This window comes from Streptomyces sp. JL2001, assembly GCF_050917515.1.
GTDB lineage: Bacteria > Actinomycetota > Actinomycetes > Streptomycetales > Streptomycetaceae > Streptomyces.
In genome coordinates, this window is record NZ_CP169421.1 from 124,213 (window position 1) to 149,472 (window position 25,260).

Annotated in this window: 22 protein-coding genes; 6 read left to right on the plus strand and 16 right to left on the minus strand. The window is 71.6% G+C overall.

Going from position 1 to position 25,260, the window contains the following annotated elements:
* Positions 1 to 4: 4 nt before the first annotated feature.
* From ACE1OA_RS00590 to ACE1OA_RS00605, 4 genes are all read right to left on the minus strand, one after another.
* Positions 5 to 1,396, minus strand: a complete 1,392-nt coding sequence (locus ACE1OA_RS00590) for an MFS transporter (RefSeq protein WP_386544408.1) — start codon at positions 1,394 to 1,396, stop codon at positions 5 to 7.
* A gap of 34 nt (positions 1,397 to 1,430) precedes the next feature.
* Positions 1,431 to 2,366: a chlorophyllase/cutinase-like alpha/beta fold protein gene (locus ACE1OA_RS00595; RefSeq protein ID WP_386544406.1), complete on the minus strand. Its 936-nt coding sequence runs from the start codon at positions 2,364 to 2,366 to the stop codon at positions 1,431 to 1,433.
* A gap of 125 nt (positions 2,367 to 2,491) precedes the next feature.
* The gene (locus ACE1OA_RS00600) at positions 2,492 to 3,112 is read right to left on the minus strand and encodes a hypothetical protein (protein ID WP_432751995.1); all 621 of its coding nucleotides are present in this window, start codon (positions 3,110 to 3,112) and stop codon (positions 2,492 to 2,494) included.
* A complete protein-coding gene (locus ACE1OA_RS00605; protein WP_432751996.1) occupies positions 3,109 to 4,902 on the minus strand; it encodes an AMP-dependent synthetase/ligase in 1,794 nt (597 codons plus the stop codon). The genes ACE1OA_RS00600 and ACE1OA_RS00605 overlap by 4 nt, the downstream gene beginning before the upstream one ends.
* A gap of 397 nt (positions 4,903 to 5,299) precedes the next feature.
* Between ACE1OA_RS00605 and ACE1OA_RS00610 the strand changes: the two genes are divergently transcribed.
* The gene (locus ACE1OA_RS00610; RefSeq protein WP_386544399.1) at positions 5,300 to 6,043 is read left to right on the plus strand and encodes a maleate cis-trans isomerase family protein; all 744 of its coding nucleotides are present in this window, start codon (positions 5,300 to 5,302) and stop codon (positions 6,041 to 6,043) included.
* 62 nt (positions 6,044 to 6,105) lie between these two features.
* Here the strand turns inward: ACE1OA_RS00610 and ACE1OA_RS00615 are convergent, their stop codons facing one another.
* A complete protein-coding gene (locus tag ACE1OA_RS00615; RefSeq protein ID WP_432751997.1) occupies positions 6,106 to 7,449 on the minus strand; it encodes a flavin-containing monooxygenase in 1,344 nt (447 codons plus the stop codon).
* A 255-nt stretch (positions 7,450 to 7,704) separates the two neighbouring features.
* On the opposite strand from ACE1OA_RS00615, the gene ACE1OA_RS00620 reads away from it, so the two are divergent.
* Together ACE1OA_RS00620 and ACE1OA_RS00625 are read left to right on the plus strand one after the other, a co-directional pair.
* Positions 7,705 to 9,456 (plus strand): FAD-dependent oxidoreductase, encoded by a 1,752-nt coding sequence (locus ACE1OA_RS00620; protein WP_432751998.1) that lies wholly within the window; start codon positions 7,705 to 7,707, stop codon positions 9,454 to 9,456.
* A complete protein-coding gene (locus ACE1OA_RS00625; protein ID WP_384867128.1) occupies positions 9,437 to 10,060 on the plus strand; it encodes an acetoacetate decarboxylase family protein in 624 nt (207 codons plus the stop codon). Before ACE1OA_RS00620 ends, ACE1OA_RS00625 begins: the two co-directional genes overlap by 20 nt.
* On the opposite strand, the gene ACE1OA_RS00630 is transcribed toward ACE1OA_RS00625, so the two are convergent.
* From ACE1OA_RS00630 to ACE1OA_RS00645, 4 genes are all read right to left on the minus strand, one after another.
* Positions 10,048 to 10,692, minus strand: a complete 645-nt coding sequence (locus ACE1OA_RS00630) for a TetR/AcrR family transcriptional regulator (RefSeq protein WP_384867129.1) — start codon at positions 10,690 to 10,692, stop codon at positions 10,048 to 10,050. The genes ACE1OA_RS00625 and ACE1OA_RS00630 overlap by 13 nt on opposite strands.
* A 148-nt stretch (positions 10,693 to 10,840) precedes the next feature.
* Entirely contained in the window at positions 10,841 to 11,230 is a 390-nt protein-coding gene (locus ACE1OA_RS00635; RefSeq protein ID WP_356606180.1) for a DUF6479 family protein, read from the minus strand.
* A gap of 203 nt (positions 11,231 to 11,433) precedes the next feature.
* The gene (locus tag ACE1OA_RS00640; RefSeq protein WP_384867130.1) at positions 11,434 to 11,685 is read right to left on the minus strand and encodes a hypothetical protein; all 252 of its coding nucleotides are present in this window, start codon (positions 11,683 to 11,685) and stop codon (positions 11,434 to 11,436) included.
* Between the two features lie 126 nt (positions 11,686 to 11,811).
* Positions 11,812 to 13,893 carry a glycosyltransferase family 4 protein gene (locus ACE1OA_RS00645; RefSeq protein WP_432751999.1) on the minus strand — a complete coding sequence of 694 codons (2,082 nt, stop codon included), beginning with the start codon at positions 13,891 to 13,893 and terminating at the stop codon, positions 11,812 to 11,814.
* Between the two features lie 172 nt (positions 13,894 to 14,065).
* Here ACE1OA_RS00645 and ACE1OA_RS00650 point away from each other — a divergent pair, with 172 nt between their 5' ends.
* Both ACE1OA_RS00650 and ACE1OA_RS00655 read left to right on the plus strand, forming a co-directional pair.
* Positions 14,066 to 15,061 (plus strand): YqjF family protein, encoded by a 996-nt coding sequence (locus ACE1OA_RS00650; RefSeq protein ID WP_432752000.1) that lies wholly within the window; start codon positions 14,066 to 14,068, stop codon positions 15,059 to 15,061.
* A 208-nt stretch (positions 15,062 to 15,269) separates the two neighbouring features.
* Positions 15,270 to 16,142: a MurR/RpiR family transcriptional regulator gene (locus ACE1OA_RS00655; RefSeq protein ID WP_432752001.1), complete on the plus strand. Its 873-nt coding sequence runs from the start codon at positions 15,270 to 15,272 to the stop codon at positions 16,140 to 16,142.
* A 51-nt stretch (positions 16,143 to 16,193) separates the two neighbouring features.
* Here the strand turns inward: ACE1OA_RS00655 and ACE1OA_RS00660 are convergent, their stop codons facing one another.
* From ACE1OA_RS00660 to ACE1OA_RS00690, 7 genes are all read right to left on the minus strand, one after another.
* The gene (locus tag ACE1OA_RS00660) at positions 16,194 to 17,150 is read right to left on the minus strand and encodes an ABC transporter substrate-binding protein (protein WP_432752002.1); all 957 of its coding nucleotides are present in this window, start codon (positions 17,148 to 17,150) and stop codon (positions 16,194 to 16,196) included.
* Positions 17,114 to 18,043, minus strand: a complete 930-nt coding sequence (locus ACE1OA_RS00665) for a MurR/RpiR family transcriptional regulator (RefSeq protein WP_386544390.1) — start codon at positions 18,041 to 18,043, stop codon at positions 17,114 to 17,116. The genes ACE1OA_RS00660 and ACE1OA_RS00665 overlap by 37 nt, the downstream gene beginning before the upstream one ends.
* Before the next feature lie 93 nt (positions 18,044 to 18,136).
* Complete coding sequence (locus ACE1OA_RS00670; protein WP_432752003.1) at positions 18,137 to 19,426, minus strand: cyanophycinase; 1,290 nt, start codon at positions 19,424 to 19,426, stop codon at positions 18,137 to 18,139.
* Between the two features lie 130 nt (positions 19,427 to 19,556).
* Entirely contained in the window at positions 19,557 to 20,771 is a 1,215-nt protein-coding gene (locus ACE1OA_RS00675; protein WP_356606196.1) for a M20 family metallopeptidase, read from the minus strand.
* A complete protein-coding gene (locus ACE1OA_RS00680) occupies positions 20,768 to 21,520 on the minus strand; it encodes an amino acid ABC transporter ATP-binding protein (protein ID WP_356606327.1) in 753 nt (250 codons plus the stop codon). Before ACE1OA_RS00680 ends, ACE1OA_RS00675 begins: the two co-directional genes overlap by 4 nt.
* An 8-nt stretch (positions 21,521 to 21,528) precedes the next feature.
* Positions 21,529 to 22,491: an amino acid ABC transporter permease gene (locus ACE1OA_RS00685; RefSeq protein WP_384867136.1), complete on the minus strand. Its 963-nt coding sequence runs from the start codon at positions 22,489 to 22,491 to the stop codon at positions 21,529 to 21,531.
* Positions 22,492 to 22,493: 2 nt separating this feature from the next.
* Positions 22,494 to 23,423: an ABC transporter substrate-binding protein gene (locus ACE1OA_RS00690; protein WP_386544385.1), complete on the minus strand. Its 930-nt coding sequence runs from the start codon at positions 23,421 to 23,423 to the stop codon at positions 22,494 to 22,496.
* A 344-nt stretch (positions 23,424 to 23,767) separates the two neighbouring features.
* Here ACE1OA_RS00690 and ACE1OA_RS00695 point away from each other — a divergent pair, with 344 nt between their 5' ends.
* Positions 23,768 to 25,195 (plus strand): pre-peptidase C-terminal domain-containing protein, encoded by a 1,428-nt coding sequence (locus ACE1OA_RS00695; RefSeq protein WP_356606202.1) that lies wholly within the window; start codon positions 23,768 to 23,770, stop codon positions 25,193 to 25,195.
* Positions 25,196 to 25,260 lie beyond the last annotated feature (65 nt).

Below are 25,260 nucleotides of genomic sequence, written 5' to 3' on the forward strand. Positions count from 1 at the left end.
CGGGTCAGACGGAACGGTGGGTGGCCGCGGCGGCGTCGGCGTCGTAGTGCCGGCGGCCGCGCAGGACGACGGCGGAGCCGACGAGCAGAGGTACCAGTACCGCCGCGAAGGCGTAGCGGAGCGATCCCGTCGCGTCGGAGGCGAGCCCGATGAGCCAGGGGCCCAGTGATCCGCCCAGGGTGACCAGGAGTTGGAGTACGGCGAAGCCGAGCCCGCGTCGCTCCGCCGCGACGACGTCGGCGTTGGCGGCGGTGAGGTTGGCCAGCGCGGCGGCGAAGCCGAAGTTGGCGAGGCCGAAGCACAGGGCCTGCGGGACGAGGACGGGAACCGCCACGGCTCCGGCCAGGGCGACGGTTCCCAGCATCAGTCCGGCCCCGCCCAGGGTGACACGGCGCCCACGGCGGGGTCTGCCCTGCCGGTCGCCCAGCCAACTGCCGGTGATGATGCCCGCGACGATGCCGACCAGCCCGGTGCCGCCTGCCACGGCGGCGGCCTGGGCCTCGCCGAGGCCGAAGAAGCGGCCGTAGTAGGAGGGCATCCAGTAGAAGAGACCGCCCAGGCCGAAGAAGAGGATGCTGAGACCGGTGACGACGGTGCGCAGGGTGCGGATCCGCAGGAGTTCGCGGATCTGGGCGCGCAGCGGGACGGCTGCGGCGCCGACGCGGGCGTCGGGGACCGCTCGTGCGGCGGGCGGGGTGCCGCTGTCGTCCCGGTACCACAGGGTGAGGCGGTCGCCGGTGCCGCGGACCGGCTCGCGCAGGGTGAGGACGAGCAGGGCGACGAGCAGGCCGGGGACGGCGACGAGGAAGAAGCCGATGCGCCAGCCGACGCTCTGCGCGAGGGCGCCGCCCGCGATGACCCCGATGGGCAGACCGCCGAAGTAGGCCATGCGCTCGTATCCGAACGCACGGGTGCGGCCGGGGCCGGGGTAGTAGTCGGCGAGGAGGCTGGAGGCGGGCGGGTTGTAGAGCTGTCCGGCGGCCCCGAGGAACACCCGGACGGTGAACAGGGTCAGGTAGCCGCCCGCGAGCCCGGTGCCGACGGTCAGCAGGGACCAGACGGCCACGACGGCGGCGATGGTCCAGGTGCGGCGGGCGCTGTCGGCGAGCCGGCCCGCCGGGAGCAGCAGGACCACGGCGGCCAGTGAGCCTGCGGTGGCGATGGCCCCTCCGGCGGCGTCGCCGAAACCGAACTCCTCCTGGATCCGGGGCAGGGCCCCGGCGAGGAGGTTGTACTCGATGCGGTCGATCGCGGCGACGAGGGCGATGCAGATCGCCGGCCACCATCCGAACGGTGCGGGTGCGCCGCGTCGAACGGTGACCGGGGGCCGCCCGGGGAAGGGACTGAACGCGGCCGGCTCTTCGTCGGGTTCGGAGCGGGAGGCGGTCGGGCTCATGTGGCTCCTCCGGGCGGGCGGTGGGCGGGGGAGGTCAGGGTTTGGCCGTGTACACGACGCCCGGAAGGGTCTGGGCGGCGCTGCCCCAGACCTGGTCCCGCAGGGACGTGTCGAGGCCGAGGGTGTAGAGGAGATAGGTGGTGGTCACGGCCCGTGTCAGCCGCTGCTGTTCGGCGCGGGTGACCGAGCCGCTGTCGCAGCCGAAGCCGCCGCTGTCGGTGAAGCCGCAGTGGAAGCCGCCGGTGATGACGCGCAGTTGGGTGGGGGCGGGCTTGGCGTCGTACATCTTCCGCTGGTGGCCGTCGACTCCGGCGACGGTGTCCCTGCTGCCCCCGACGTACTGGGAGGGGACGGCGAGGGTGGCGGAGGCGCTGACCGCGGAGGGGTTCGTCTCCGCGGCGGCGAGGGTGCTGACGGACTTGACGGCCGGGTTCCGCGCAGCGGCGAGCAGGGCCGCCCCACCTCCCATGGAGTGGCCGGAGAGGGCGTAGCGGCTGGTGTCGACGGCTCCGGCGAAGCGGGATCCGGTCGTGGAGTTCTGGGTGGTGAGCCAGGCCAGGGCCGCGTTGAGGTCGTCGGCGAAGCCCGTGTGACTGGGTGCGATGCCGCCCTGGGACTTGGGGGCGACGGCGATGAAGCCCCAGGAGGCGTAGTGGCGCAGGGTGCTCTCGTACTTGGAGATGTCCTGGAAGAAGCCGTGGCCGAAGGCGAGGCCGGGGTGGAGACCCGGTGCCACGGGGGCGTTGGCACCGGCGGCGTTGCCCGGGTACCAGACGCGGGCGCTGTAGGTGCGTCCGGAGGCGGAGACCGTGAGGTCGGTGTAGGCGACGGGGTAGGCGCCGGGCGCGGCGGGGTCGGCCGCGGCGGCGAGCGTGGTGTCGGGGGCGGCCGACGCGGTGGAGGGTCCGGCCAGGGCGGCCGCGATGGCCAGTGCGACGGCCGGGACGGCACGGGCGAGGGTGCGTAACACAGGTGTCTCCTCTTGTGGGGTATCGGAGAGGGAAACGCTGTCTCCCACTTCAGCACATGGGCGCATACACGCCAAGACCTCTGTCGTTTCTTTCAGTGAAACGGAGTTGCTTCAGGGCGAACAACCTACGGGCGCGCGAGCACCGGGGCGTTCTGGTCGCGCAGCGCCGACACGAGCCCCGCCAGCATCAACGCTTCCCCCAGATTTCCCAGGGGCGGCGCCGCGACGGCGACGGCCGACGCCGCGAGGACGGCGAGGGCGCCCAGGGCGATCCAGGGCGTCGAACGCCGGATCCAGGCGATCAGCCCGATGAGGAGCATGACGACGATCGCGAGGACGGCGGCGACGGGGAAGGCGCCGGGTTCGGCGTCCGCGTACCGCAGGGTGTCGGCCCAGACCCGGGGTCGCAGGTGCAGTCCCGGCAGGGTGGTGGCGGCGCCGAGCACGACCAGGACGCCGGCGGTGGACCAGGCCCCGAGGAGGGCGGCGCGACCGGTGCGCAGCGCGAGAACCGCGCAGGGCACCACGAGGGGTGTGGCCAGGACGTGCACGACGAAGCGGCCGACGCTCAGCGCCTCCAGGGCCCGGCCCTCGCCGATCAGGGCTCCGGCCGCGACCACGGCCGAGTCGTACGCGAGGGCGCATCCGAGGATCACGGTGAGCCGTCCCGCTCCCCCGCCGCGCCGGGCGGCGGCGGCCAGCAGGAGCTGCACGAGGGCGAGCAGCGCCAGGGCGGTGGAGATCACCGCCCGTCCCCGGCCCGCCGGTACAGCGCCTCGATCGTCTCGGCGTGCCGGCTCATGACGGCGGCCCGGCGGGTCTTGAGCGTGACGGTGAGGTCCGGTCCGCCCGGGATCCACTCCTCGGCGAGGAGTTCGTGCGCCCGGATCCGTTCGGGCCGCGAGAGGCGGGTGTTGGCGAGGGCGACGGCTTCGCCGAGGGCGGCGGCGAGTTCCGGTGCGTGGGTGTCCCAGGGCGCGGTCGATTCGATGCCCGCGCGCCGGGCCCAGGCCGCTACGGCCTCCCGGTCGGCGACGAGGAGCGCGACGTTGAAGGGGCGGCCGTCGCCGATGACGACGGCGTGGGCGATCAGCGGCGAGGCTTCCTTGAGGACGCCCTCGATGCGGGCGGGAGCCATGTTCTTGCCCCCGGTGTTGATGATGAGGTCCTTCTTGCGGTCGACGATGCGGACGTCGCCGGAGGGATCGACGGTGGCGAGGTCGCCGGTGTGCAGCCACCCTTCCGCGTCGACGGCCCGTGCGGTGAGCTCCGGCTCGCCGCGATAGCCGCGCATCAGGAAGGGGGCGCGGACGAGGAGTTCGCCGTCGGCGGCGATGCGGATCTCGGCGCCGGGGACGGGCCGGCCCACGGTTCCCGGCCGCGGGCGGCCGGGCGGGGCGATGAGGGCGATGCCGCTGAGCTCGGACATGCCCCAGGCGTCGGCGAGCGGCAGGCCGAGTGCGTGGAAGAACTCCTGGAGGCCCTCGGGTGCCGGCGCGGCCCCCGTGATGCAGACACGGGCGCGGTCGAGGCCGACGCGGTGGCGGAGACGGGCGAGGATGCCGTCGGCCTGGTCGAGCTCCCTCCGCTCCGTTTCGCCGAGGGAGCCTTCCCATCGGCGCGGGGCGAGGCGGCGGCCCGTGACCAAGGCCTGGTCGACGAGGGCGCGGAGCCCGGGGTCCGTCTCGGCGAGCGCGTTCTCCAGGCCGGTGCGCAGCCGCTGCCAGACGGCGGGTACCGCCCCGAAGAGCGTGGGCCGCACGGTGACGAGCGCCTCGGCGAGCCGGGAGAGGTCGTCCAGGCACGTCAGCCTGGTCCCGCAGAGGAGGTTGGTGTAGTGCGAGCCCCACCGGTCGGCGATGTGCGCGGCCGGCAGGAAGGAGAGGTGGCTGTCCTCGCCGGTGACCTCGAGCACCCTCTGGGTTCCCGACAGCTGACTCAGCATGGCGCGGTGGGTGATCTCGACGGCCTTGGGCCGGCCGGTGGTGCCCGAGGTGTGGATCAGGGTGATGACGGCGTCGGGGCGCACGTCGTCGAGGGCCGCGAGGAGATCGACGGGCGCGGGCGCCAGCGCCTCCGCTTCCGTGAGGGAGAGGACACCGTCCGCGGCCGCGCCCTCGGAGCCGTCGACGGACACGAGGGAGCGCACGGCGGTGTCCGTGCAGGCGGCGCGCAGCACCGGCAGGAAGCGGCGTTCGGTGACGACGACGCGGGCAGCGGTCGAACGCAGCAGTTCGTGCACCTGGTCGGCCGGCAGGCTGTTGTAGAGGGAGAAGGGCACGGCCCCCAGGTGCAGGGCGGCGCAGTCGGCGACGTGGAACTCGGGCCGGTTGGTGAGCATGAGGGCCACCGGCTCGTCACGGCGCACGCCGAGGCCGCGCAGGGCCGCGGCGACGGAGGCGACGCGGTCGGCGTACTGGCTCCAGGTCAGGGCGGTGCCCGCGAGGGTGAGCAGGGCGGGTTCCCGCGGCCGGGCCGCGGCCGTCCGCCGGAAGGCCTCGCAGAGGTCGGTCGGCATCGTGCTCGGTGACGTCATCTGAACTCCTCGCGGAGAAGGGGTCGTCGGAGGCGCTCGACCGCGTGCGCTTCGCCCGGGGACGAGCGGTCCGGCCGACGGGCCGGCGGCCGCACCGCCGAAGTGGCACCCGCACTCGGCATGACCGGGCGGTCACGTGACCGCCCGGTCATGGTGCGGCGCCTCCGGAGCCCTGTCAATGAACCGGACGGCACCGACACCCATGACCGGAACCGGAACCGCACCCATGACGGGCCGAGTTGACCTCCCCGCGCCGACCCGCACCCGTTGACGATCGAGGGACCCGGTCCTAATTTTGTGAAACATCGTTCCAACCAAGGAAACACTTCCGCACCACCGTCAGCTGTGCCCCTCGACCCACCGCCCTCCTCACGGCATCCGGACTGGAGCATGCGAAGTGACCAACAGCGTGGGCCCTCGCGCCGTCTTCGGGGTGATCGTCCCGAGCACCAACACCGTCGTCGAGCACGACTACTGGAGTGCGCGAGTCCCCGGCGTCGCCTATCGCGCCGGTTCGATGCACATCCCGCATCCCGTCATGGGCAGCGATCGGGACTTCGAGGCCCTGCTGGGACAGATCCGCTCCTCCATCGACGTCGCGGTCCGCGACGCCCTCACCGCGGAACCGGACCGCATGGTGATGGGCATGTCCGCGGAGACGTTCTGGGGAGGTGTGGCGGGCAACGAGGCCTTCGAGCGCAGGCTGGGAGAGCGCACGGGGCTGCCCGTGACCACCGGCGCGAGCTCGTGCCGAGCGGCGTTGCGCGAGCTGGGGTGCCGTCGCATCGCGGTCTTCTCGCCGTACCAGCCCGTCGCCGACCGCGAGGTGGGCCGGTACTTCGCGGAGGCCGGATTCGACGTGGCCGCGGTGACGGGACTGCGGTGTCCGACGGCCACGGACATCGCCCGCGTGGGGCCGGAGCGGATCCTGGAGACGGTGCGCGCGCTCGACACCTCCTCGGTGGAGGCGATCGTGCAGGTCGGCACCAACCTGTCCTTCACGGCCCAGGCCGACGCCCTCGAATCCGAGTTGGGCAAGCCGGTCGTCGCGATCAACGCGGCGACCCTGTGGCACGCCCTGCGCGAGCACGGTCTGGACGATCGCGTCACCGGGATGGGAAGCCTGCTCCGGAGCCACTGAGGAGTCGCCGCGTGAACCCGTCCGCAGTGGGAGCGGCGCGGCGGCCGGGACCTCCGCTTCCGTCAGCGGAGCGCGCGGGCCTCCGCGGATCTCGCCGCCCTGCGGGCCCGCGCGCGTTCGCGGCGCAGTTCCCTCACGTAGTCGAGCGCGTCGACCTGGATGGTGTGGCGGGCCGAGGCGACGTACCTGCTCCTGGTGCGGGCCTGATAGGCGGCGATCTCCGCCCGCATGGCGCGCGGCGAGGGCAGGACGCCCCTGCCGGACAGGATGTCAGCGACCCAGTGCGACTGGGCCTCGGCCAACGGCATGATGGCGCCGAGCGGCTGGATGAGGCCGATGAAGAACAGCCCGCGGTGGTCGGGGGAGGCGACGCGGCGGTACAGGCCGACCTCGTTGCCGGCCGGATCGATGAGGTCCTCGGCGAGGAAGGGGAAGTCGATGTCGTAGCCCGTGCAGTAGACGACGCTGTCGATCTCCTGGTGGCTGCCGTCGGCGAACAGGGCGCGCGCGCCGTCGAATCCCGTGATCATCGGCACGACGGTGACGTCTCCGTGGCCGATGCGTGTGAGCAGGTCGTCGGAGATGGTGGGGTGGGCGGCGAGGACGCCGTGGCCGGGTTCCGGCAGGCCGTACGAGCCGAGTCGGCCCCGGCTGACCCTCAGCAAAGCCGAGAGTCCGGCCGCCTGCACGGCGAGCGGCGCGCGGGCGAGCCAAGACCCGGTGAGGTGGTCGGTCGGCACTCCGAAGAGGTACTTCGGCAGGATGTGCGCCCCGCGTCGCATCGACAGGAAGGTGCGGGTGGAGACGCGGGAGGTCTCGACCGCGATGTCGCACGCCGAGTTCCCGATGCCGAGGACAAGCACCTTGCGGTCCCGGTAGGGCTCGGGCGTCCGGTAGTGGTGGGAGTGCACCTGTGTGCCGGGAAACGAGTCCGCACCCGGCAGCGCGGGGTCGGGGTGGCGCGGCTTCCAGTGGTGGCCGTTGGCGACGAGTACCGCGTCGTAGAGGTGCGCGGCCTCCGTCCCGCCGTCCCGGCCGCGGACGCTGACCGACCACCGCCCGTCGGAACGCTTCTCGACCCTGGTCACCTCGGTACGGAAGGTGATGGACGTGCGCAGTCCGAAGTGATCGACGAAGTCGTCGAAATAGCGGGCTATCTGGAAGTGGCTCGGGTAGGTCGGGTAGTCGCCGGACATGGGATGGCAGGCGTACTCCATGACCTCGCGGGAGGTGTTGATGTGCAGCGAGCGGTAGGCGGAGGACATGCCGTTGTCGTTCATGTAGCGCCAGTTGCCGCCGACTTCGGATCCGCTTTCGAAGCAGTCGTAGGGTATGCCCCGCTCCGACAGGACCTGGCACGCGGCGATGCCGGACGAGCCGGCTCCGATGACGCAGACACGTTTCACGTCGACCTCCCCTGTGACCACCCGGTCACATGACCGGCTGGTCACAGGCTCCGGCCATCCCCTCCCGTCTGTCAATCACCTTGCCGGCAACGGCAGTTCGACGGGGGCGACGAACGGCCGAGGGTCGTCGCCGCATTGACAGCGGCCGGGGACGGCACCACTATGACCGGGCGGTCACATGACCGCCCGGTCACACCACGGGGCAACTCCCCCGTACCCGTGGTGTGCCGGCCAGGAGCCCGGGCGGGAGCCGCGATGCAGCCAGCGCCACCCAGCAGCGCACCACCTCGACATGTCGACGTCCTCGTCGTCGGCTCCGGATTCGGCGGCAGCGTCGCCGCCCTGCGCCTGCGCGAGAAGGGCTACGACGTCGCCGTCCTCGAAGCCGGCAGGCGCTTCGAGGACGCGGATCTCCCCCGCACCTCGTGGCAGGTGCGCGACTACCTCTTCGCCCCGCGACTGGGGTGTCGGGGCATCCTGCGCATGACGCTGCTCGGGAAGGTCCTGGTTCTGACGGGAGCCGGCGTCGGGGGCGGGTCCCTGGGCTACGCGAACACCCTCTACGACCCTCCCGATGCCTTCTACGGCGGCACGGACTGGGCCACGATCACCGACTGGAAGAAGGAGCTCGCGCCCTACTTCGACCAGGCCCGGCGCATGCTGGGGGTGGCCGTCAACCCGCTCGTGACGCCCGCCGACCGACTCCTCGAGGACGCCGCACGGGAGATGGGCCGCGCGGACACCTTCCGCCCCACACCCGTCGGGGTGCACTTCGGGCCGCCCCGGACCGCTCCCGGAACACGAACGCCGGACCCGTACTTCGGCGGGGCGGGACCGGACCGGACGACATGCCTGCACTGCGGTCAGTGCATGACGGGCTGCCGCCACGGGGCGAAGAACACCCTGCCGAAGAACTACCTGGGCCTGGCGGAGCGAGCCGGGGTGACCGTCTGCCCGGAACGCACGGTCGTCGACATCCGGCGCGGTCCCGCCGGCTGGGACGTCACGTCGACCCGAACCGGCCGGCCCGGGCGCGCCCGTCACACGACGACCGCCCGGCATGTCGTTCTCGCGGCCGGCGCCCTCGGCACCCAGCGCCTCCTCCACACGCTGCGGTCCACCGGCGCCCTCACCGAGCTCTCACCACGCCTCGGGCACCTGACCCGCACCAACTCGGAGGCCCTCCTCGCCGTCCGCTCCCCCCGCGCGGACGCCGACTTCACGCGGGGCGTGGCCATCACCTCGTCCGTACACCTCGACGACGCCACGCACGTCGAACCCGTCCGCTACGGTCCGGGCAGCGACCTGCTCGCCCTGCTGGGCGCGCCCCTGACGGACCCGGTCCCCGGCCGGTCGCGGCTGCTGTCAGCACTGGCGCACATGGCGAGGAACGTGTCGCTCCTGCCGGCCCTCCACCGCCCGCGGCGCTGGGCGAGACAGACCGTGGTGCTGCTGGTCATGCAATCGGCGGACAACTCCCTCACCACGTTCCTGCGCAGAGGGCTCTTCGGATCCCGCCTGTCCAGCCGCCCCGGCGAAGGGCCGCCCAACCCCACGTGGATTCCGGCCGGCCACGAACTGGCGCGCACCGCGGCGCGGCAGAACGGCTCGCTGGCCTGCGGCACATGGGCCGACCTTCTCGACATCCCCTCCACGGGCCACCTCATCGGAGGGTGTGCCATGGGCGAGTCGCCCGAGCAGGGCGTCGTGGACCCCTACCATCGCCTGCACGGGCATCCCGGACTTCACGTCATCGACGGCTCGACCCTCTCGGCCAACCTCGGGGTGAACCCCTCGCTGACCATCGCCGCACTCGCCGAACGGGCCGTCGCCCTGTGGCCCAACCGCGGCGGGACCGATCCGCGCCCCGAACCGGGCGCGCCCTACCGGCACGTGTCTCCCGTGCCACCGGCCCACCCGGCCGTGCCCGAGCACGCCGTGGGCGCGCTGAGACTCGCACCGCACCCGCTGGACGAGGAGGAACCCGATGCCGGCCTACCCGCCTGAGCCCTGGCATCTCGCCGGTCAGATGTTCCTTTCCCTGTGGGTCGTGCCGAAGCGCGAACTGCCGGTGCTTCCGGACGCCGTCACACCGCTGACCGTGGCGGGCAGAGCCGTCATCGGCGGCGCATGGGTGGTGTACGAAGACGACAGCGTCCTGCGCTACAACGAACTCCTGACCGCGGTCCTGGTCCGCGACGGGATGCGGCCGCGCGTCACCATCACGGACATCTGGGTGGACAGCGAGCAGTCCAGGACCGGCGGCCGCGAACTGTGGGGCATCCCCAAGGACATGGCGCGCTTCGCCGTCACGCGGGGCGGCGCACGCACCACACTCGCCGCAACCGAGGGCACTCCCCTGGCCTCAGCCGTCTTCCACCTGGGACGCCGACTGCCCGGCCGGTGGCCCGCGTCGTACCACGTGTGCCAGACCCTCGACGGCCGGCTCAAGACGAGCCCCGTACGCTGCCGAAGCACCCTGCGTCCGGCCCGGGGGGTCTGGGAGATCGCCCCGCGCGGCGGCCTCCCCCTCCCCGCCCGGCCCCCCGCGTTCAGTCTCTGCCTGCAGGACTTCACCCTCGCCTTCGGCTCCGGTGGTCAGCGGGCCTGAAAACCGCCGACGACGGGCCGGACCAGCCGCTCGATCGCGGCTCGGCGCGTGCTCCGGTCCCCCTTCGGCAGGACCACGGGTCCGGTCACCGCCGGGAAGAACGTGGCCAGCGCGACGTGCGGCAGCAGCAGGAGGAGCAGGGACAGCAGCGCGTCCACGTCCGCGTCCGGACGGAGGTGCCCGGCCGACTGGGCCCGCGCGAGCAGGGGGCGCAGACCGAGAAGGTAGAGCTCCTGGACGGGCTCCAGGACGGCCTGGCGCACGAGCGGGTCGATCTCCATGTTGGTCGCGGCGGTCACGCCGCGTTCCAGCGGGTTCTGCTCGAAGTAGTCGACCCAGGCGTCCATGGCGGCTACGAGGTGCGCGTCGAAGGCGACCGTCCCGTCGTAGTCGTCGAGCCACGGACGCATGGCGTCGAAGATGCGCAGCGAGGTCTGCTCGGCCACGTAGGTGAAGAGGTCCAGCTTCCCCGAGAAGTACTGGAAGAGGGAGCCCTTCGCCACACCCGCTTCGCGGGCGATGACGTTGAGGCTGCCGGTGGAGTAGCCATGGGTGCCGAACTCGTCCATGGCGGCGACCAGCACGCGTTCGCGACGCTCCGGCGACAGGTGCGACCAGGTGGTGGTGGGCATGGGCACTCCCCGAGACGACCGAGCGGCTGGCTGACCGCCCGGTCATGATCAGGTGTGGGACGAGTGGCTGTCAACGCGTCCCGGAGGGAAGGCGGGAACCGTGGAGGAGTGCCCGGCGCCGGGAGCGCGAGGCCCGGCGGCGCCCCCGTCAGTCGCCGTGGCCCGTACCGCCACTGCCGAAACCGCCGCTGGAGATGCCACCCCACTTGCGCTTCTCCTCGCTCTGCGGATCCGGGTCGGCCTGACCCGAGCTCTGGAGGTTGTAGGGCATGAGCCGGTGCTCTCCGTCGGTGTGGGGCATCTCCGACGCCTTGCGGTACTCGGAGACCTCGCCGGGGAGTTGGTCCGTGTCGGGCCGGCGCGGATGTGATGCCGGATCGGGCGGGGGAAGCTCCCGGTTCTTGATCCGGATCCCCAGCATGAAGGCACCGATCAGGACCGCAACCACGAGCAGCCCGCCCAGGACCTGGGCCAGTCCGGACTGCCAGACACCGGCCGCGAGGGCCGGCTCCCCGAGAAGTGGCGTATGCGTGGCCATGGCTCGTTCCCCTGTTCCTCGTGACCGGACGCCGAGCCGTGAGCCCGACGATTCCTGCCGTCCTTCTGTTCATGTCCCGACGTCGAGTGCGTCGGCGCGGGGCGCCCGTGCACCCCGCGCCCGCCGCTGGTCGGGGCTCTGTCGCCCATCGTGCGGTGCGGACTCCGATCCCTCCCCCTGGGAGGGCGGGACCGGCTCGCCTCCTACGCCTCCTCGCTGTACAGGCTGGCCTCCGTGGCGAGATCGTTCTGCTCGTAGTTGGCGAGAGCCAGGCCGAGGGCGAAGAAGGTGGGAGCCCATTCCCCCACGAAGATTCCCCATCGGTCCGCCCTCTCGAGGTTCTCCTGCTTGTTCGAGGTGATCCAGGAGGCGAGGGACAGGCCGATCGATCCGATCGCGGCCAGGTAGGCGTGCTCGCTGCGCACACCGGAGTCGTGCAGCTTCTTGACGATCATGCGCCCTCCTCGGACGATACTTGAGAGCCTTCGAGCACACTTCACACGTTTTGTACCTTTCGGATTCAGCCGGCACCGACCACCGCGTGCGCCTCGGTGGGCAGATCACCGACGGGGCGCGCGCCCCTACCTGGGGCGGGCCCCCCTGGCCGGACGACCCCGCCGGTCCGCCGCGAGAGCCCGGTAGTCGTCGGCCAGGGTCCTGGCCATGCGCTCGACCGAGTACGCGTCACGGACCAGCTTTCGGGCGCGGCCGCCGATCGCACGGGCGGCGGGTTCGTCGAGCGCGAGCAGCCGGCGCAGGCCGGCGCCGAGCGAGCGTGAGGTCGACGTGTCGAGGAGCAGTCCGTTGACGCCGTCGACCAGGTAGGTCGGTATGCCGCCGCGGGCGGGGGCCGCCACGGCGAGCCCTGATTCCATGGCCTCCAGTACGGCGAGCCCGAACTCCTCCTTGGCGCTCGGGCACACGTATCTGGCGCGTACGCCGGTGGCGGGATCGGCCAAAGCCCTTTCCAGGCAGCGGACTTCGGCGTTCGACCAGGCGGGGAGCAACTGGATGCGGCTCCTGGCCCCGGGATAGGACGCGAGGGATTCCTCGATCCGATCACGCATCCGCTGTTCCACCGGATCGTCGGCTCCGGGACTTCCGCCGATGAGGACCAGGCGGGAATCCTCGTGGCTGCCGGATTCCAGCCATGCACGCACCAGCAGGTCCTGCTGTTTGACCGGGTGGAGGCGGCCGACGCTCAGCAGCAGGGTCCCTTCGCCGGCCGCGACCGGGGCCGGCCGGACCCCGACCCGGCGCAGCAGTGAACGCCGCCTCGCCTTCTCGTTCCCGGCGGGGTCGTACGGGCCGATGCCCTCCGGGACGGCGAGGGGACCGGCGGAGCCGGAGGGCAGCTGCGGGAAGTGGCGCAGCAGCTCGTTCGTCCCGCCTCCGCGGCCCGCGAGGGCGACGACGCGGTCGGCGCGGTCGACGAGGCAGTCGGCGAGGAAGACGCGGTGGAGGTCGAGGCGCAGGGCGTCGGGATCGGCTCCGGGGATGCCGTGCCGCTCGGTGATCTGGCGGTGCGGATCGGGAGTGGCGGTGAACACCAGAGAGGCGCCGAGACGCCTCGCGGACTCCGCCAGGGCGAGCGAACCGTCGTCGGCGTAGCGCACGTGCACGACATCGACGGAACGCCCCAGCGAACCGAGCAGGCGTACCGCCCACCAGGCGAGCGCCTCGCGGTGGAGGCCCATGGTCTCGGGGCCGAGGGGGCGGTCGCTGTCCACGGGCAGGCGTACGACCCAGTGGCCGGGACCTCGCCGGCGGATCAGAACCGGGTCTTCGACCAGCTCCGCTCGGCAGGCACCGACGACGGTGACGACCGCGGCCACCTGCTCCGTGCGGACCAGGGCGTCACCGAGCGACCCGAGGAGGACTCCGAGTCCCCCGCTGAGCCCTTGCCCGGGCGTATCGAGTCCGCCCATCAGCATGGACTGGACCACGACCGCGCCCGGCGCTGCCTGCTCGGCGGCCAGGGGCGCCCCGGGAAGCGGTGTCAGGGCCTCCAGAAGCAGCCGCTCGTACACGTCGATGGCGCGCACGCCCCGCAGCGCGGCCGCCACCGCGGGCAGATGTGCCGCGAGTGCGCGCCAGGCGGCATGCCGGAGCCCTCGGTCCTCGCTGTGGGCGTCCCTGATCACCTCTCGGACGGGAAGGAGCGCGGGTACCGCCGGTTCGTGCGCGGCAGCGAGGTCGAGTAGCAGTGCCCGCGCCTCTGGCTTCTGTTCGTGCAGCAGACCTGCGTGCAGCGCCGCCGCGGCACGCGCTGCGCCGTGGCATTCCGCGATTCCGGCCCACAGGGCGGCGACGGCCGCCCGGCGGAGGGGGCTGCCGGCGCAGCCGAGGACGCCTTCCTCCGGGGTCGGCGTCCTCCCCGCCCGCATGCCCGCGCGCAGGCGGGCGACGGCCCGGTCCTCCGCGCCGAGCCGGACGCTCCCGCCGGCGTCTCCCTCCGGTGCCCGGTACTCCGCCGCCAGGAGGTCGGCCAGAAGTGATCCGGATGCGCAGATGCGGACCGAGTCGGGGAGGGGGTCCGCAGCGGACGGCGCCTGCCAGTAGCGCTGCCGGACGGCCGTGAAGACGTCCTCTCCCCCCGGAGCACCGGGGGGAGCGCTGCTCGTGCGGCCGTCGGCGGTCGCCACGGCGATCGCGGGATCCATGCTTGCTCCTCGGGAGGAAGGGTTCGAGCCGTGGTGATTCCTTCCGTCGCCGTCCCAGGGATGCAGCGGGCGCGGGGTTCGATGAGTGCCGTACGCGTGCATCCGGCCGGCGCCCTCCGGGCGAAGGGCCGGGCTCCGGGCCGGGAGTGGCTCCGCTCCCGCGGGAGGCGAGATGCCGCGCGTCGTGGTGATCAGCCCGCCCTTCCCCTCCCACGCCCAGCCGATGCCGGTTCTGGCGGGAGCGCTGGCGTGCCGGGACCGGCTGGCGCGGCACCTGGTGCACGTCGTGTCCGCGGTGCCGGCGCCGCCCGCCGGCACCGCGGACACGACGCTCGGAGAGGGCACGGCGGGCACCGCATCCGAGCGCGTCGGACGTCCGGAAGGAAGCGGTACACCCGGTCACCAGCAGGAGGTGCTCATGGCCCACCCCCCGGCGCCCGCACCCGGTGAGCCCCTGTCCCGCGCCGCACCGCACGAGATCGCCCGCCCCCTGTTCCGTCAGTTCTGGGACGACGTCGTCCTTCTGCACTGGCCGGTGGCGCCCGGGGCGGTCGCCCACCACTTCCCGGAGGGCACCCGCCCGGACGTGGTCGGTGCGCACACCTACGTCGGACTCGTCTTCTTCCGGATGAGGGGGCTCGCGCTGGGTCGAGGTCCGGCGCTCCCCGTCGTCGGGTCCTTCACGGAGGTCAACGTCCGCCTGTACAGCGTGGACGAGGAGGGACGCCGCGGAGTCGTGTTCCGCACGCTCGACTGCGAGCGGTTGCTCCCGACCGTGGTGGCACGGAGCGTGTGGCGACTTCCCTATCACTGGGCTTCCACCCGCTCGCTGCACTTCGGCGACCGGCTGCTGTTCACCACCCGGCGCAGACGGATCCGGGGGCCGGTGTCCCGGGTCTGGATCGCCCGGAGCGAGCGCCCGTACGTCCCCGGAGAGCTCGACGACTTCCTCACCGCGCGGTGGGGCCTGCACGCACGCGCCTGGGGGCGCACGTACTTCTGGCCCGTGCACCACGCGCCGTGGACTTTCCGGGAAGTGGCGCTCCTGTCGCTCGACGACCAACTGGTGGAGGCGGCCACCCGGCTCCAGGTGGCCGCCCGCACGCCGGCGAGCGTGCTGTACTCCCCCGGTGTCCGGGTCAGGTTCGGCACACCCACGCGAGCGTGACCAACCGGCCGGTGCGACCGTGCCGGAGGTCAGAGGCCCGGGCGGCAGCGCGCCGCCCGTCCAGACCTGCCGGAGGTCCCGGCGTTCACGACCCGTCGCCGACCGTTCCCACCCGCAGTAACAGGCGATACATTTGGGACCGCAGGACACGTGTCCTGTACTCTGGTACACGAGCGGCGAGGCTCGTAGGCGACACGAGGAGCGTTGGGTGAGCGGCACTTTGGCTGACGAGATCCGCAGTCGTCTGGGCGAGTTGAGTCCGGCCGAACGCAAGGTCGCGCGGGTCCTCCTGGCCGGCTATCCCGCCTCCGTCTTCGAGACCGTGGCCACGATCGCGGAGCGTGCCTCGGTCTCCGCGCCGACGGTTCTGCGCTGTGCTTCGCGGCTGGGCTACGGGGGTTTCCCCGACCTGCAGGCCGCCCTGCGGACGGAGCTGGACGCGCGCACCGCCTCTCCCGTGACGCTCTACGAGGCGTCGAGCCCTCACGAGCGCCGGGCCTCGACGGGTCCGGAGTCCGGAAGGGCCGCGTTGCCGGGACTGGCCGTCGTGCAGCAGGCGGTGGAGCAGACCTTCCGGGAGGTGACGGCCCACGAGTTCGACGAGGCCGTGACACTGCTGGCGGACTCGCGGCGGCGGGTGCACCTGGTCGGCGGGCGATTCACGCACCTGCTGTCGCAGTTCCTGGGACTTCACCTGATGCAGTTGCGGGATCGGGTGGCCTTCGTGCCCGATGGGCACGTGGAGCGGGTCTCCGCCCTGACGCAGCTCGCACGCCGGGACGTCGTCGTCATCTTCGACTTCCGCCGCTACGAGGACGACAAGACGGCCATCGCCGAGCTCGCGCGCGAACGGGGCGCGAAAGTCATCGTCTTCACCGACCCGTGGTTGTCGCCCGCCACGGCTCAGGCCGACGTGGTGCTGACGAGCCAGGTGACGTCGGAGTCGCCCTACGACAGTCTGACGCCGACCCTCGCCCTGGTCGAATCGCTGGTCACCGCCGTCCTCGCGCGACTGGGCAGCACCGCGCACGACCGGATGAAGGAGGGCGAGGCGGCGGCCCGGGAACTCGGCCTGCTGTGAGTGCCACGGAGGCCGGGGCTCCCGTCGGGCACGGTCGCCCCGGCCGCCGGCTCAGTCGAGGGCGCCGTTGATGGTGGCCTTCGGAATGCCGATGCCGGGAACGTTGTACGCAGTGAGGATCTTCTCGTAGGAGCCGTCGTCCATCAGGGACTGCAGGGCGGCCTGGATGGCTTCCTTCAGGCCGGGGCGGTCCTTGGAGACGCCGATGCCCATGGGCGAGGCGCTGTAGTCACCGACCGCGGGCCTGCCGGTCACGGTGGAGAAGGTCGCGCCGTTGTCGGCGGTGGCCGCGACGTAGCCGGCGGTGACCTCGTCGAGGTAGTCGGCGACGACCTTGCCGCTACGGAGGGCGAGCTGGGCCTCGGAGTCCTTGGAGAAGGCCAGGATCTTGATGGGCGGCAGGTTCTCGGCCTTGCACAGGGCCTGGCGCTCCTGGAGCAGCTTCTGGTGGTTGGTTCCCGTCTGGACGCCGACGGGCTTCCCGCAGACGTCGGTGACGACCTTGATGCCTTCGGGGTTGCCCTTCTTGACGAGCCAGCCCGGTCCGGCGTTGAGGTAGTCGACGAAGTCGACCGACGCCTGACGGGCCTTCTTGTCGGTCATGGCGGACATCACGGCGTCGAACTTTCCGGCCTGGACCGCGGGGAGGATGCCGTCGAACTTCTGTGCCTGGAACTCGAATCTGATGCCCAGGCGGGCGCCGATGGCCTGACCGAGGTCGAAGTCGATGCCGGTGATCTGCTTGCTGGTCTCGTTCTCGTACATCTCGAACGGCGGGTAGGGCACATCGGTGGCCACCCGTACGACACCCGCGGAGCGGATGGCCTGGGGGACCTTGGCCTGCAGCGCGGGATCGGGCTTGACGGCCAGTCCGGGCTTCACCTCGACGGGGCCGGCCTGGGCGGGCTTGGCGTCGGCGGCCGGCGTCGTGCCGGGGGTGCCGCAGGCACTGAGCGCAGCCGTGGCGGCGATCAGGAGCAGAGCGGGTGTGACGCGGCGGGCGGGCATGGCGGGCCTCCTGCGGGTGTGGGATCGGCGTTTCGGAAGAGCTGGATGCGGCGAGCGGTCGCCTCGCTGTGCGTCATGTGCCGGTGGGCTTCGTCGCCCAGGGCGATGAGCAGACCGGCGACCACCGTCTCGATGACGGCGAGTGTCGGCACGAGGCTGTCGTAGGGCGAGGGCGTGTCCACGCGGCTGGGGAGCACGACGTCGGCGTGGGCGCCGGCGGGTGAGAGCCAGGTGTCGGTGAAGACGACGGTGCGTCCGCCGTGGTCGGCGACGAACTGCGCGATGGCGAGTGTGTCGTCCTCGTAGCGGCGGTAGTCGAACAGGACGACCACGTCGCGTCGCCCCATTCCGGCGAGCGCGGCGGTGCGTTCGACGTCGCGGTCGGGCAGGAATCGGACGTCGTCGCGCAGCTGCATGAGGTGCAGCGCGAGGTAGTGCGCGAGGAGATGGGTGAAGCGGCCGCCGGCCAGGGTGATGCGGCGCCTGCGGTCGGCGAGCAGGTCGATGGCGGTGTTCAGGTCGTGCGGCGGGATCTCGGTCAGGGTCGTGGTGAGCGCGGAGCTCAGCAGCGTGCTGATGCGGGCCATCAGCCCGTCGGTGGAGTCGTCGGCCGATCCGGCCGTGGTGTCGTAGAGGGTGAGCGGGGAGGCGTTGCGGGCGTCGAGTTCGCGGCGCAGGGCGGCCTGGAAGTCGGGGAACCCGCTGTAGCCGAGTCGTGCGACGAAGCGCAGGACCGTCGGGGCGCTGACGGCGGCCCGCAGGGCGAGGGTGGCGACGGTCTCGAAGCCCGCGGAGGGGTAGGCGGCGAGGAGAACGCGCGCGACTTTACGTTCGGCGGGGCTCAGGGTGCCGAGCTTGAGGCGGATGTCGTCGGCCAGGGAGCCGGAGGCCATGGGCGGGTTCGTCCTTCCGGTGGGTGGCTCGGACCTCCTGGCCGGAGGGTGTGTCCGGTCGGCGGCGCCGACCGGACGACGGCGGGGCGGGAGCTATCGGGGGCTGATGCCGACCTCGAGGCCGATGAGCGTGGGGGCACTCGCGGAGGTGTCGGTCAGCGCCACGAAACCGTGGCCCTTGGTGAGGGTGACGGCGTACTGCGGCTGCGTCTCGTACGTGGTCGCCGTGGCGCTTCTCTGCGTCCTGGTGGCGAGGGCGCGTGCGGTGCTGCGGAAGGAGTACGGGGTGCCGTCGGGGTTGGCGGCCGAGTAGAAGACGTCGGTGTTCGCGGGGACGGCCGTGGTGTCCTCGGCGGTGGCGGGCGTCTTGCCGGGGGCGGCGGAGACGCGCCAGGTGCGAGCGGTGTAGCGGTCGCCGTTCGTGAGGTAGTTGTAGCGGGCGCCGCGCAGGGACCAACCGGAGGCGTCGGTACGGGCGCGGGCGTGGCGCAGGTCGAGGACGGCGACACCGTTCGGGCCGAGCACACTGAACTGCTCGCCCGTGGTGCCGGGGTTGTCGACGACCAGGGCGGTGTTCTCCTCCAGGGCGTAGACGCGGTCGTGGTGCGTGTCCGCGGCGAGGCGCAGCGCGCGTCCCTCCCTGCCGTAGGCGCCGGTGTGGGTGTCGATGAGGCCGGAGCGCAGGAAGCCGAATCCGCCCTCGGGGATGTATCCGAGGCGGGTGGGGTCCTCGAAGTAGCCGGGCGCGCTGCCGTCGCGGAGGCCTTCGTAGGACTCGCCTCCGCTGACCATGTCGCGGCCGGAGGCGATCTGCGCGCCGGCGGAGGAGCCGGAGACGACCGCACCGTGGGCGAGCTTGCGGCGGATGGCCGCGAGGACCTTGGAGTCGGTGTGCCGGTCACCGTGCAGGAGGGTGGTGATGTACCGGTACTGGTCTCCCCCGCCGAAGAAGAAGCCGGTCATGGAGTCGATCTGGCGGACGACGGTGTCGGAGTCGGCGTTGGAGATGTGGTCGAGGTCGATCGGGACCCACTGGGCGTCGGCGGCGCCGTGCCTCTTGAAGAGGCCCGCGTAGTAGGCGCCGTTGCATTCCGAGTTGCTGCACAGCTCGGGGTCGCCGGCGTCGGGGTCCTGGCTGGCGGGGACGGAGGCCGCGGTGATGACGCCGATGCGGGCCTCGGCGCCGCCGGCGCGCCGGATGATCTCGCCGTAGACCTGGGTGTTGTCGTCCTTCAGGCCCCCGCCCACCAGCACGAGGGAGCCGTGGGCGGGGGTGCGGTGCGTGGGTGCGGCCTGGGCCGCGGGTGCCGCGGAGAGAACACCGAGTACCAGGGCGGTACTGCCGGCGATGATGGCGCGGCGTGCAGGGGTCTGGGCGCGCATGGTGCCTCCGTTGGTTCGGATCGGGGAAGGTCAGGGCCGGCTTCCGTGGGACCGGCCCTGACCGTGTCCGGCGGCGCGGAGCACGCACTGCCGGAGTTGGGGGGGACTCCGCGACGCTTCTTTCCGCGTCCTACGGAGTGCCGGTGGTGCCGAGCGTGGCGACGAGGGCGGCCAGCAGGGCGACGCGCTCCGGCACGCTGGAGACGTCGAGCCATTCGTCGGCGGTGTGGTCGGCGCCGCCGACGGGTCCGAGCCCGTCCAGGGTCGGGACGCCCATCCCCGCGATGAGGTTGGCGTCACCGACGCCTCCCGTGGCCGCCGCTCCGATGCCCATGCCGAACCTGTCGGCGATCTGGCGGGCGGCGTCGAACATGCGCCGGGAGACGGCGGTGTCCTCCATCGGCGGGCACAGGTCGAGCTGCTCGACCGTGACGCTGGTGCCCGCCACGGCCGGGTGCGCGGCGGCCCGCCGGATGGCTTCGTCGACGCGCTGTACCGCGGCGGCGGTGGCGGCTCTGACTTCGATGCGGAGTTCGGCCTCGGCGCAGACGATGTTGGGGCGGGTCCCGGCGCGCACGACGCCGACGTTGACGGTGACGTCGTCCCAGTGCCCGTTGAGTGCCTGGAGTTCGACGATCAGGTGGGCGGCGGCGAGTGCGGCGTTGGCTCCGCGTTCCGGCTCGATCCCGGCGTGGGCGGCCTTGCCGGTGACGGTGAGGCGGAAGTCGGCGACGCCCTTGCGGGCCACGACCAGGTCGCCGTTCTCCCGGGCGCACTCGAGGCCGAGGCCGTAGTGCATGCCGGCTGCCGTCCGCTCGATGATCGGCCGGCTGGCCGGGGAGCCGATCTCCTCGTCCGGCGTGGCCAGGAGGACGAGTTCGTCGTAGGCGTCGACGCCTGCCGCGTCGAGGATCTCCAGGGCCGCGAGGCCGGCGAGGAGTCCGCCCTTGTCATCGCTGACACCCGGGCCGTGAGCGAGACCGCCATGTCGCCGGAAGGGCCGCTCGGCCGCCGTTCCGTCGTCGAAGACCGTGTCCATGTGCCCGGCGAGGAGGATCTTCCGTCCTCCGTCGACGGCGCCGAGGGAACCGATCTTCCGGCCGACGACGACGTCTCCCGCCGCGTGCGTCCCGGTGAACGGGCACGGGATGCGCTCCACGGTGAAGCCCAGTTTGCGCAGTCTGCGTTGCACCCAGTCCGCGACCTGGTTGACTCCGTCGGGGCTGTAGGACCCGGAGTCGATGGAGACGAGTTCGCGCAGATCGCTCAGGTACTGGTCCTGGCGGGCCCGGGCGAGCGCCAGCAGTTGCTCGGTGAGCGACTGCCGGCAGGTCGGCGCGGTCACAGCACCTTGGACAGGAACGCACGGGTACGCTCCTGCTCCGGCTCGACGAGCACCTGGCGCGGGTCACCGGCTTCGACGACGACGCCTTCGTCCATGAAGACCGCCGTGTCGCCGACCTCGCGGGCGAAGCCGATCTCGTGGGTGACGACGACCATGGTCATGCCGTCCGAGGCGAGCCGGCGCATCACGTCGAGGACGTCACCGACGAGTTCGGGGTCGAGCGCGGACGTCGGCTCGTCGAACAGCATCAGCTTGGGCTTCATGGCGAGGGCGCGGGCGATGGCGACGCGCTGCTGCTGGCCGCCGGACAGCTGCGCCGGGTAGTGACCGGCCCGGTCGCCGAGTCCGACCTGGTCCAGGAGCTGGTGGGCGTGCTCTCGTGCGTCCGCCTTGGAGACGCCGGCGACCTTGACCGGCGCCTCGACGATGTTGTCCAGGGCCGTCATGTGCGGGAAGAGGTTGAACCGCTGGAAGACCATGCCGATGTCGCGTCGGCGTGCGGCCACCTCACGCTCGCGCAGTTCGTGCAGCTTGGTGCCGTGCTGACGGTAGCCGACGAGGTCGCCGTCGACGGTGAGCTTGCCGCCGTCGACCTTCTCGAGGTGGTTGATGCACCGCAGGAACGTCGACTTGCCGGAGCCGGAGGGGCCGAGGAGGCAGCAGACCTGTCCGCGCTCCACCGTGAGGTCGATTCCCTTGAGCACCTCCAGCTTGCCGAAGTGCTTGCGTACACCCTCGGCGCGCACCATGGGCGCGTTCATCGGCGGGTCTCCTTCTTCTTCCTGGCGATCAGCCCGGTGGCTCCGCCGAGCATGCGCTGCAGGGGTGAGGCCTGTGCGGCGCGAGCGGTGCCTCGTCCGTAGCGGCGTTCGAGCCACGCCTGGGGGACGCTGAGCAGGGTCACGAGCGCGAGGTACCAGAGGCTGGCGACGACGAGCATCGGGATGACCTGGTAGTTCTGGGCGTACACGTCCTGGATGTTCGACATCAGGTCGTGGGCGGAGATGACCGAGACGAGGGCGGTCATCTTGAGCATGTTGATGGTCTCGTTGCCCATCGGGGGGATGATGACGCGCATCGCCTGGGGCAGCACGATCCGCCGCATGGTGAGGGCGGGCCGCATGCCGAGGGAGTGGGCCGCTTCGGCCTGTCCGGTGTCGACGGACTGGATGCCGGCGCGGACGATCTCCGAGGCGTAGGCGGCCTCGTTGAGTCCGAGGGCGAGCAGGGCCGCGATCGCGGGGGTCAGCAGGGCGTTCGTCTCGGCCTGGAAGAACGTGATGTCGGTGAAGGGGACGCCGATCTTCACGTACTTGTAGAGAGCGGCGGCGTAGCCCCAGAAGATGATCTGGACGAGGAGGGGTGTGCCGCGGAAGACCCAGACGAACGCGGTGGCGAGGCCGTACAGCACCGGGCTGGCGGACAGGCGCATGACGGCGATCAGCGTGCCCAGTCCCAGGCCGAGGGCCATGGCCGCGGCGGTGAGCCAGAGGGTGGTGCCCAGGCCGTCGAAGATCAGGTCGGCGAAGAGGTAGCGGCCGACGACGTCCCAGTGCAGGTTGTCGTTCTTGGCCAGGGAGCCGATCAGGCCGACGAGTGCCAGGACGGAGACGGCTGCGGCGATCCAGCGGCCGTAGTTGCGGACCGGGACGACTTCGAAGTCGTCCCCGGTGGGCCTGGTCACGGCGGTGTCGCTGTGCGAGGGCTTGGTGTCGATCATGTCTAGTCCACCGCCGCGTTCTTGGTGGCCTTCTGCACGGCGATCGAGGCGACGCCGTACTTGGCGTAGATCTGGGTGAGGGTGCCGTCGTCGATGAGGGACTGCAGGGCCTTCTGGATCGCGTCGGCGAGTCCGGGCACCTGCTTGCCGACCGCGATGCCGTTGGGCGAGGCGTTGTATCCGCCGGGCGCCGCGGGGTCCTCCACGAGGTCGAAGGACTTGCCCTGGTCGGCGGTCTTCGCGACCCAGCCGGCGGCCGGCTTGGTGAGGACCTGGGCGACGACCTTCCCGGACCGCAGGGCGAGCTGGGCGTCCGAGTCCTTGGGGAAGGTCTGGATCTCGATCTGGCCCTTGCCGGCCTTGGCGCATTCCGCCTGGTGCTTCTTGAGGAGGTCGAGCTGGTTGGTCGCGGCCTGGACGGCGACCTTCTGACCGCACAGGCTGTCGAGGTCGCTGATCTTGGCGGGATTGCCTTCCGCGACGAGGACGCCCGAGCCGGACTGGGAGTAGTCGACGAAGTCGACGACCTGCTGGCGTTCCTTGTTGTCGGTGATGGCCGACATCGCGGCGTCGAACTTGCCCGCCTGGATGGCCGGGACGATGCCGTCGAACTTCTGCGGGGTGAAGGCGAAGGTCACGCCGAGCTTCCCGCCGATCGCCTGGCCCAGGTCGTAGTCCAGTCCGGTCAGGGCGCTCTCGCCCTCCTTCACGAACATCTCGAAGGGCGGGTAGGGGACGTCGGTGGCGACGCGGACCTTGCCCGCCTTTCTGATCTGCTCCGGAAGCAGGTCGTACAGGGCCTGGTCCTTCTTGATCTGCACACCGGCGACGGACGTCACGCCGCCGGCGGCGGGGGCCGGGTCGGAGTCGCCGCAGGCGGCCAGTGTCGCAAGTGCCGAAACCGCCAGGGCAACGGCGAGGGGGCGAGTCAAACGAACTGTCATCGGATCTGGCCTCTCGGTGATCTGCCGACGGATTCAAGCCGTCGAGCACGCACCACGGAAGTTACAGAACAACAGGCAGCTTGCCTAGATGTATCTCGCGTTACGTTCACGTAACGCGCCAGAGGCAGTCGATCCAGCCTCGCCAAGTACACGTTTTATCGGGCAAAACGCTGCGGCATGGCTGTCGTTTCGGAAGATCGGCGCCTTACATCTTCCGCTCGTCATGGCCTCCTTGTATGTTCCGCTACCAACCTCGGTCGCCGCAGGATGGCCAGAAGTCCGGCCCACTCCCCTCGCGCCCGCCGCCCCCCTCCCTTTCCAGGAGCACCCCTATGGCTTCACGAGCCGCCTCCCGCACAGCCTTCGCCACGGTCGCACTGCTGACCGCGGCCATGACCCTCACCGCCCAACAGCAGTCGGAGGCGGCCGCCAACCGCGTCCGGCTCGGGTCGGCCACCGACGTCAGCCGCACGAGCTGGAACGGGCCCGCCTTCACGATGAACGGCGCCGGCGCGATCGTGCCCGCCTCGATGACCCGAGCCATCGACGAGATCCGCGGCGGCACGGGCAGCATGGACGTGGTCGTGCTGGCCGGCTCGGCCCCCACGTCGGGCAGCCAGACGCCCGAGTGCGACACCGTCATGGGCCTCACCGGCGTCAACTCCTGCACCACCTGGACCCTGACGGCCGCCTCGGACGGCAACAACAGCCAGGTCAACACCGACGTGCGCAACGCCGAGTTCGTGTACTTCGCCGGCGGCGACCAGTGTCGGTACGCGGCATGGAAGGGCACCGCACTGGAAGCCTCCGTCGAGTCCGTCGTGGCCAAGGGCGGCGGTTCGGGCGGCGGCAGCGCCGGCCACCACATCAACAGCCCCGTCGTCTACGACGCCTGCAACGGCAGCGTCACCAGCGCCGAGGCGCTCGCCAACCCCTACGACCGCTACATCAGCTTCACCACCGGCATGTTCCAGTGGGCGAACTATGGAGGCGTCATCAACGACTCCCACTTCGTCACCCGCGACCGCATGGGCCGCAGCATGGCGTTCGTCGCCCGCGCCCTCAAGGACGGGCTCACCACGGGCGGTGCCGCCTGGGCCGTCGGTGTCGAGGAGGGCGGCGGCTCCCTGTTCATCGACCGCAACGGCATGGCCACTGAGTACGGCAAGGACGCATATGTGATCCTTGGCGACCACCAGCCCGAACAGGCAGTCGACCGCAAGCCGCTCACCTACTCGGGTTACAAGATCTGGCGCCTGACCCCCGGCTCGACCTTCGACTTCAAGAACCGTCCCACCTGCGGCTACTACCTGCGCAGCGTCACCAACGGCGTGGCCGACGCCAACCTCTACAGCGGTACACCCGTCACGAACTGCGGGGCCTCCGGCAGCGGCAGCCTCGCCGAGACCGAGCCCAACGACACCCGCGACACCGCCAACGACGCCACGGGCCTGTCCTCCCCCGCCACCCTCACGGGCGGCATGAAGTCGTCCAGCGACCGGGACTACTTCAAGGTCACGCTTTCCTCCGGACAGACCGCCACTGTCAACTGCGCCGTTCCGACCGCCTACGACGCGGACCTGTACTGGCTGGACAGCGCCGGCAGCACCCTGACCCGATCGGTCAACAACGGTGCGGGAGCGGACGAGTCGGTGAGCTTCACCCGCACCGCGACGGGAACCGGCACCTACTACGCCGAGATGGAGGCGTACAGCGGATCCGGCACCGCGACCTACACCTGCACGCTCGCCAAGAGCTGACGGCCGGGCTCCACGAGCCCTGACCGGCCGACCCGCTCCGCTCCGGCGTGAAACGCCCGGCCGCC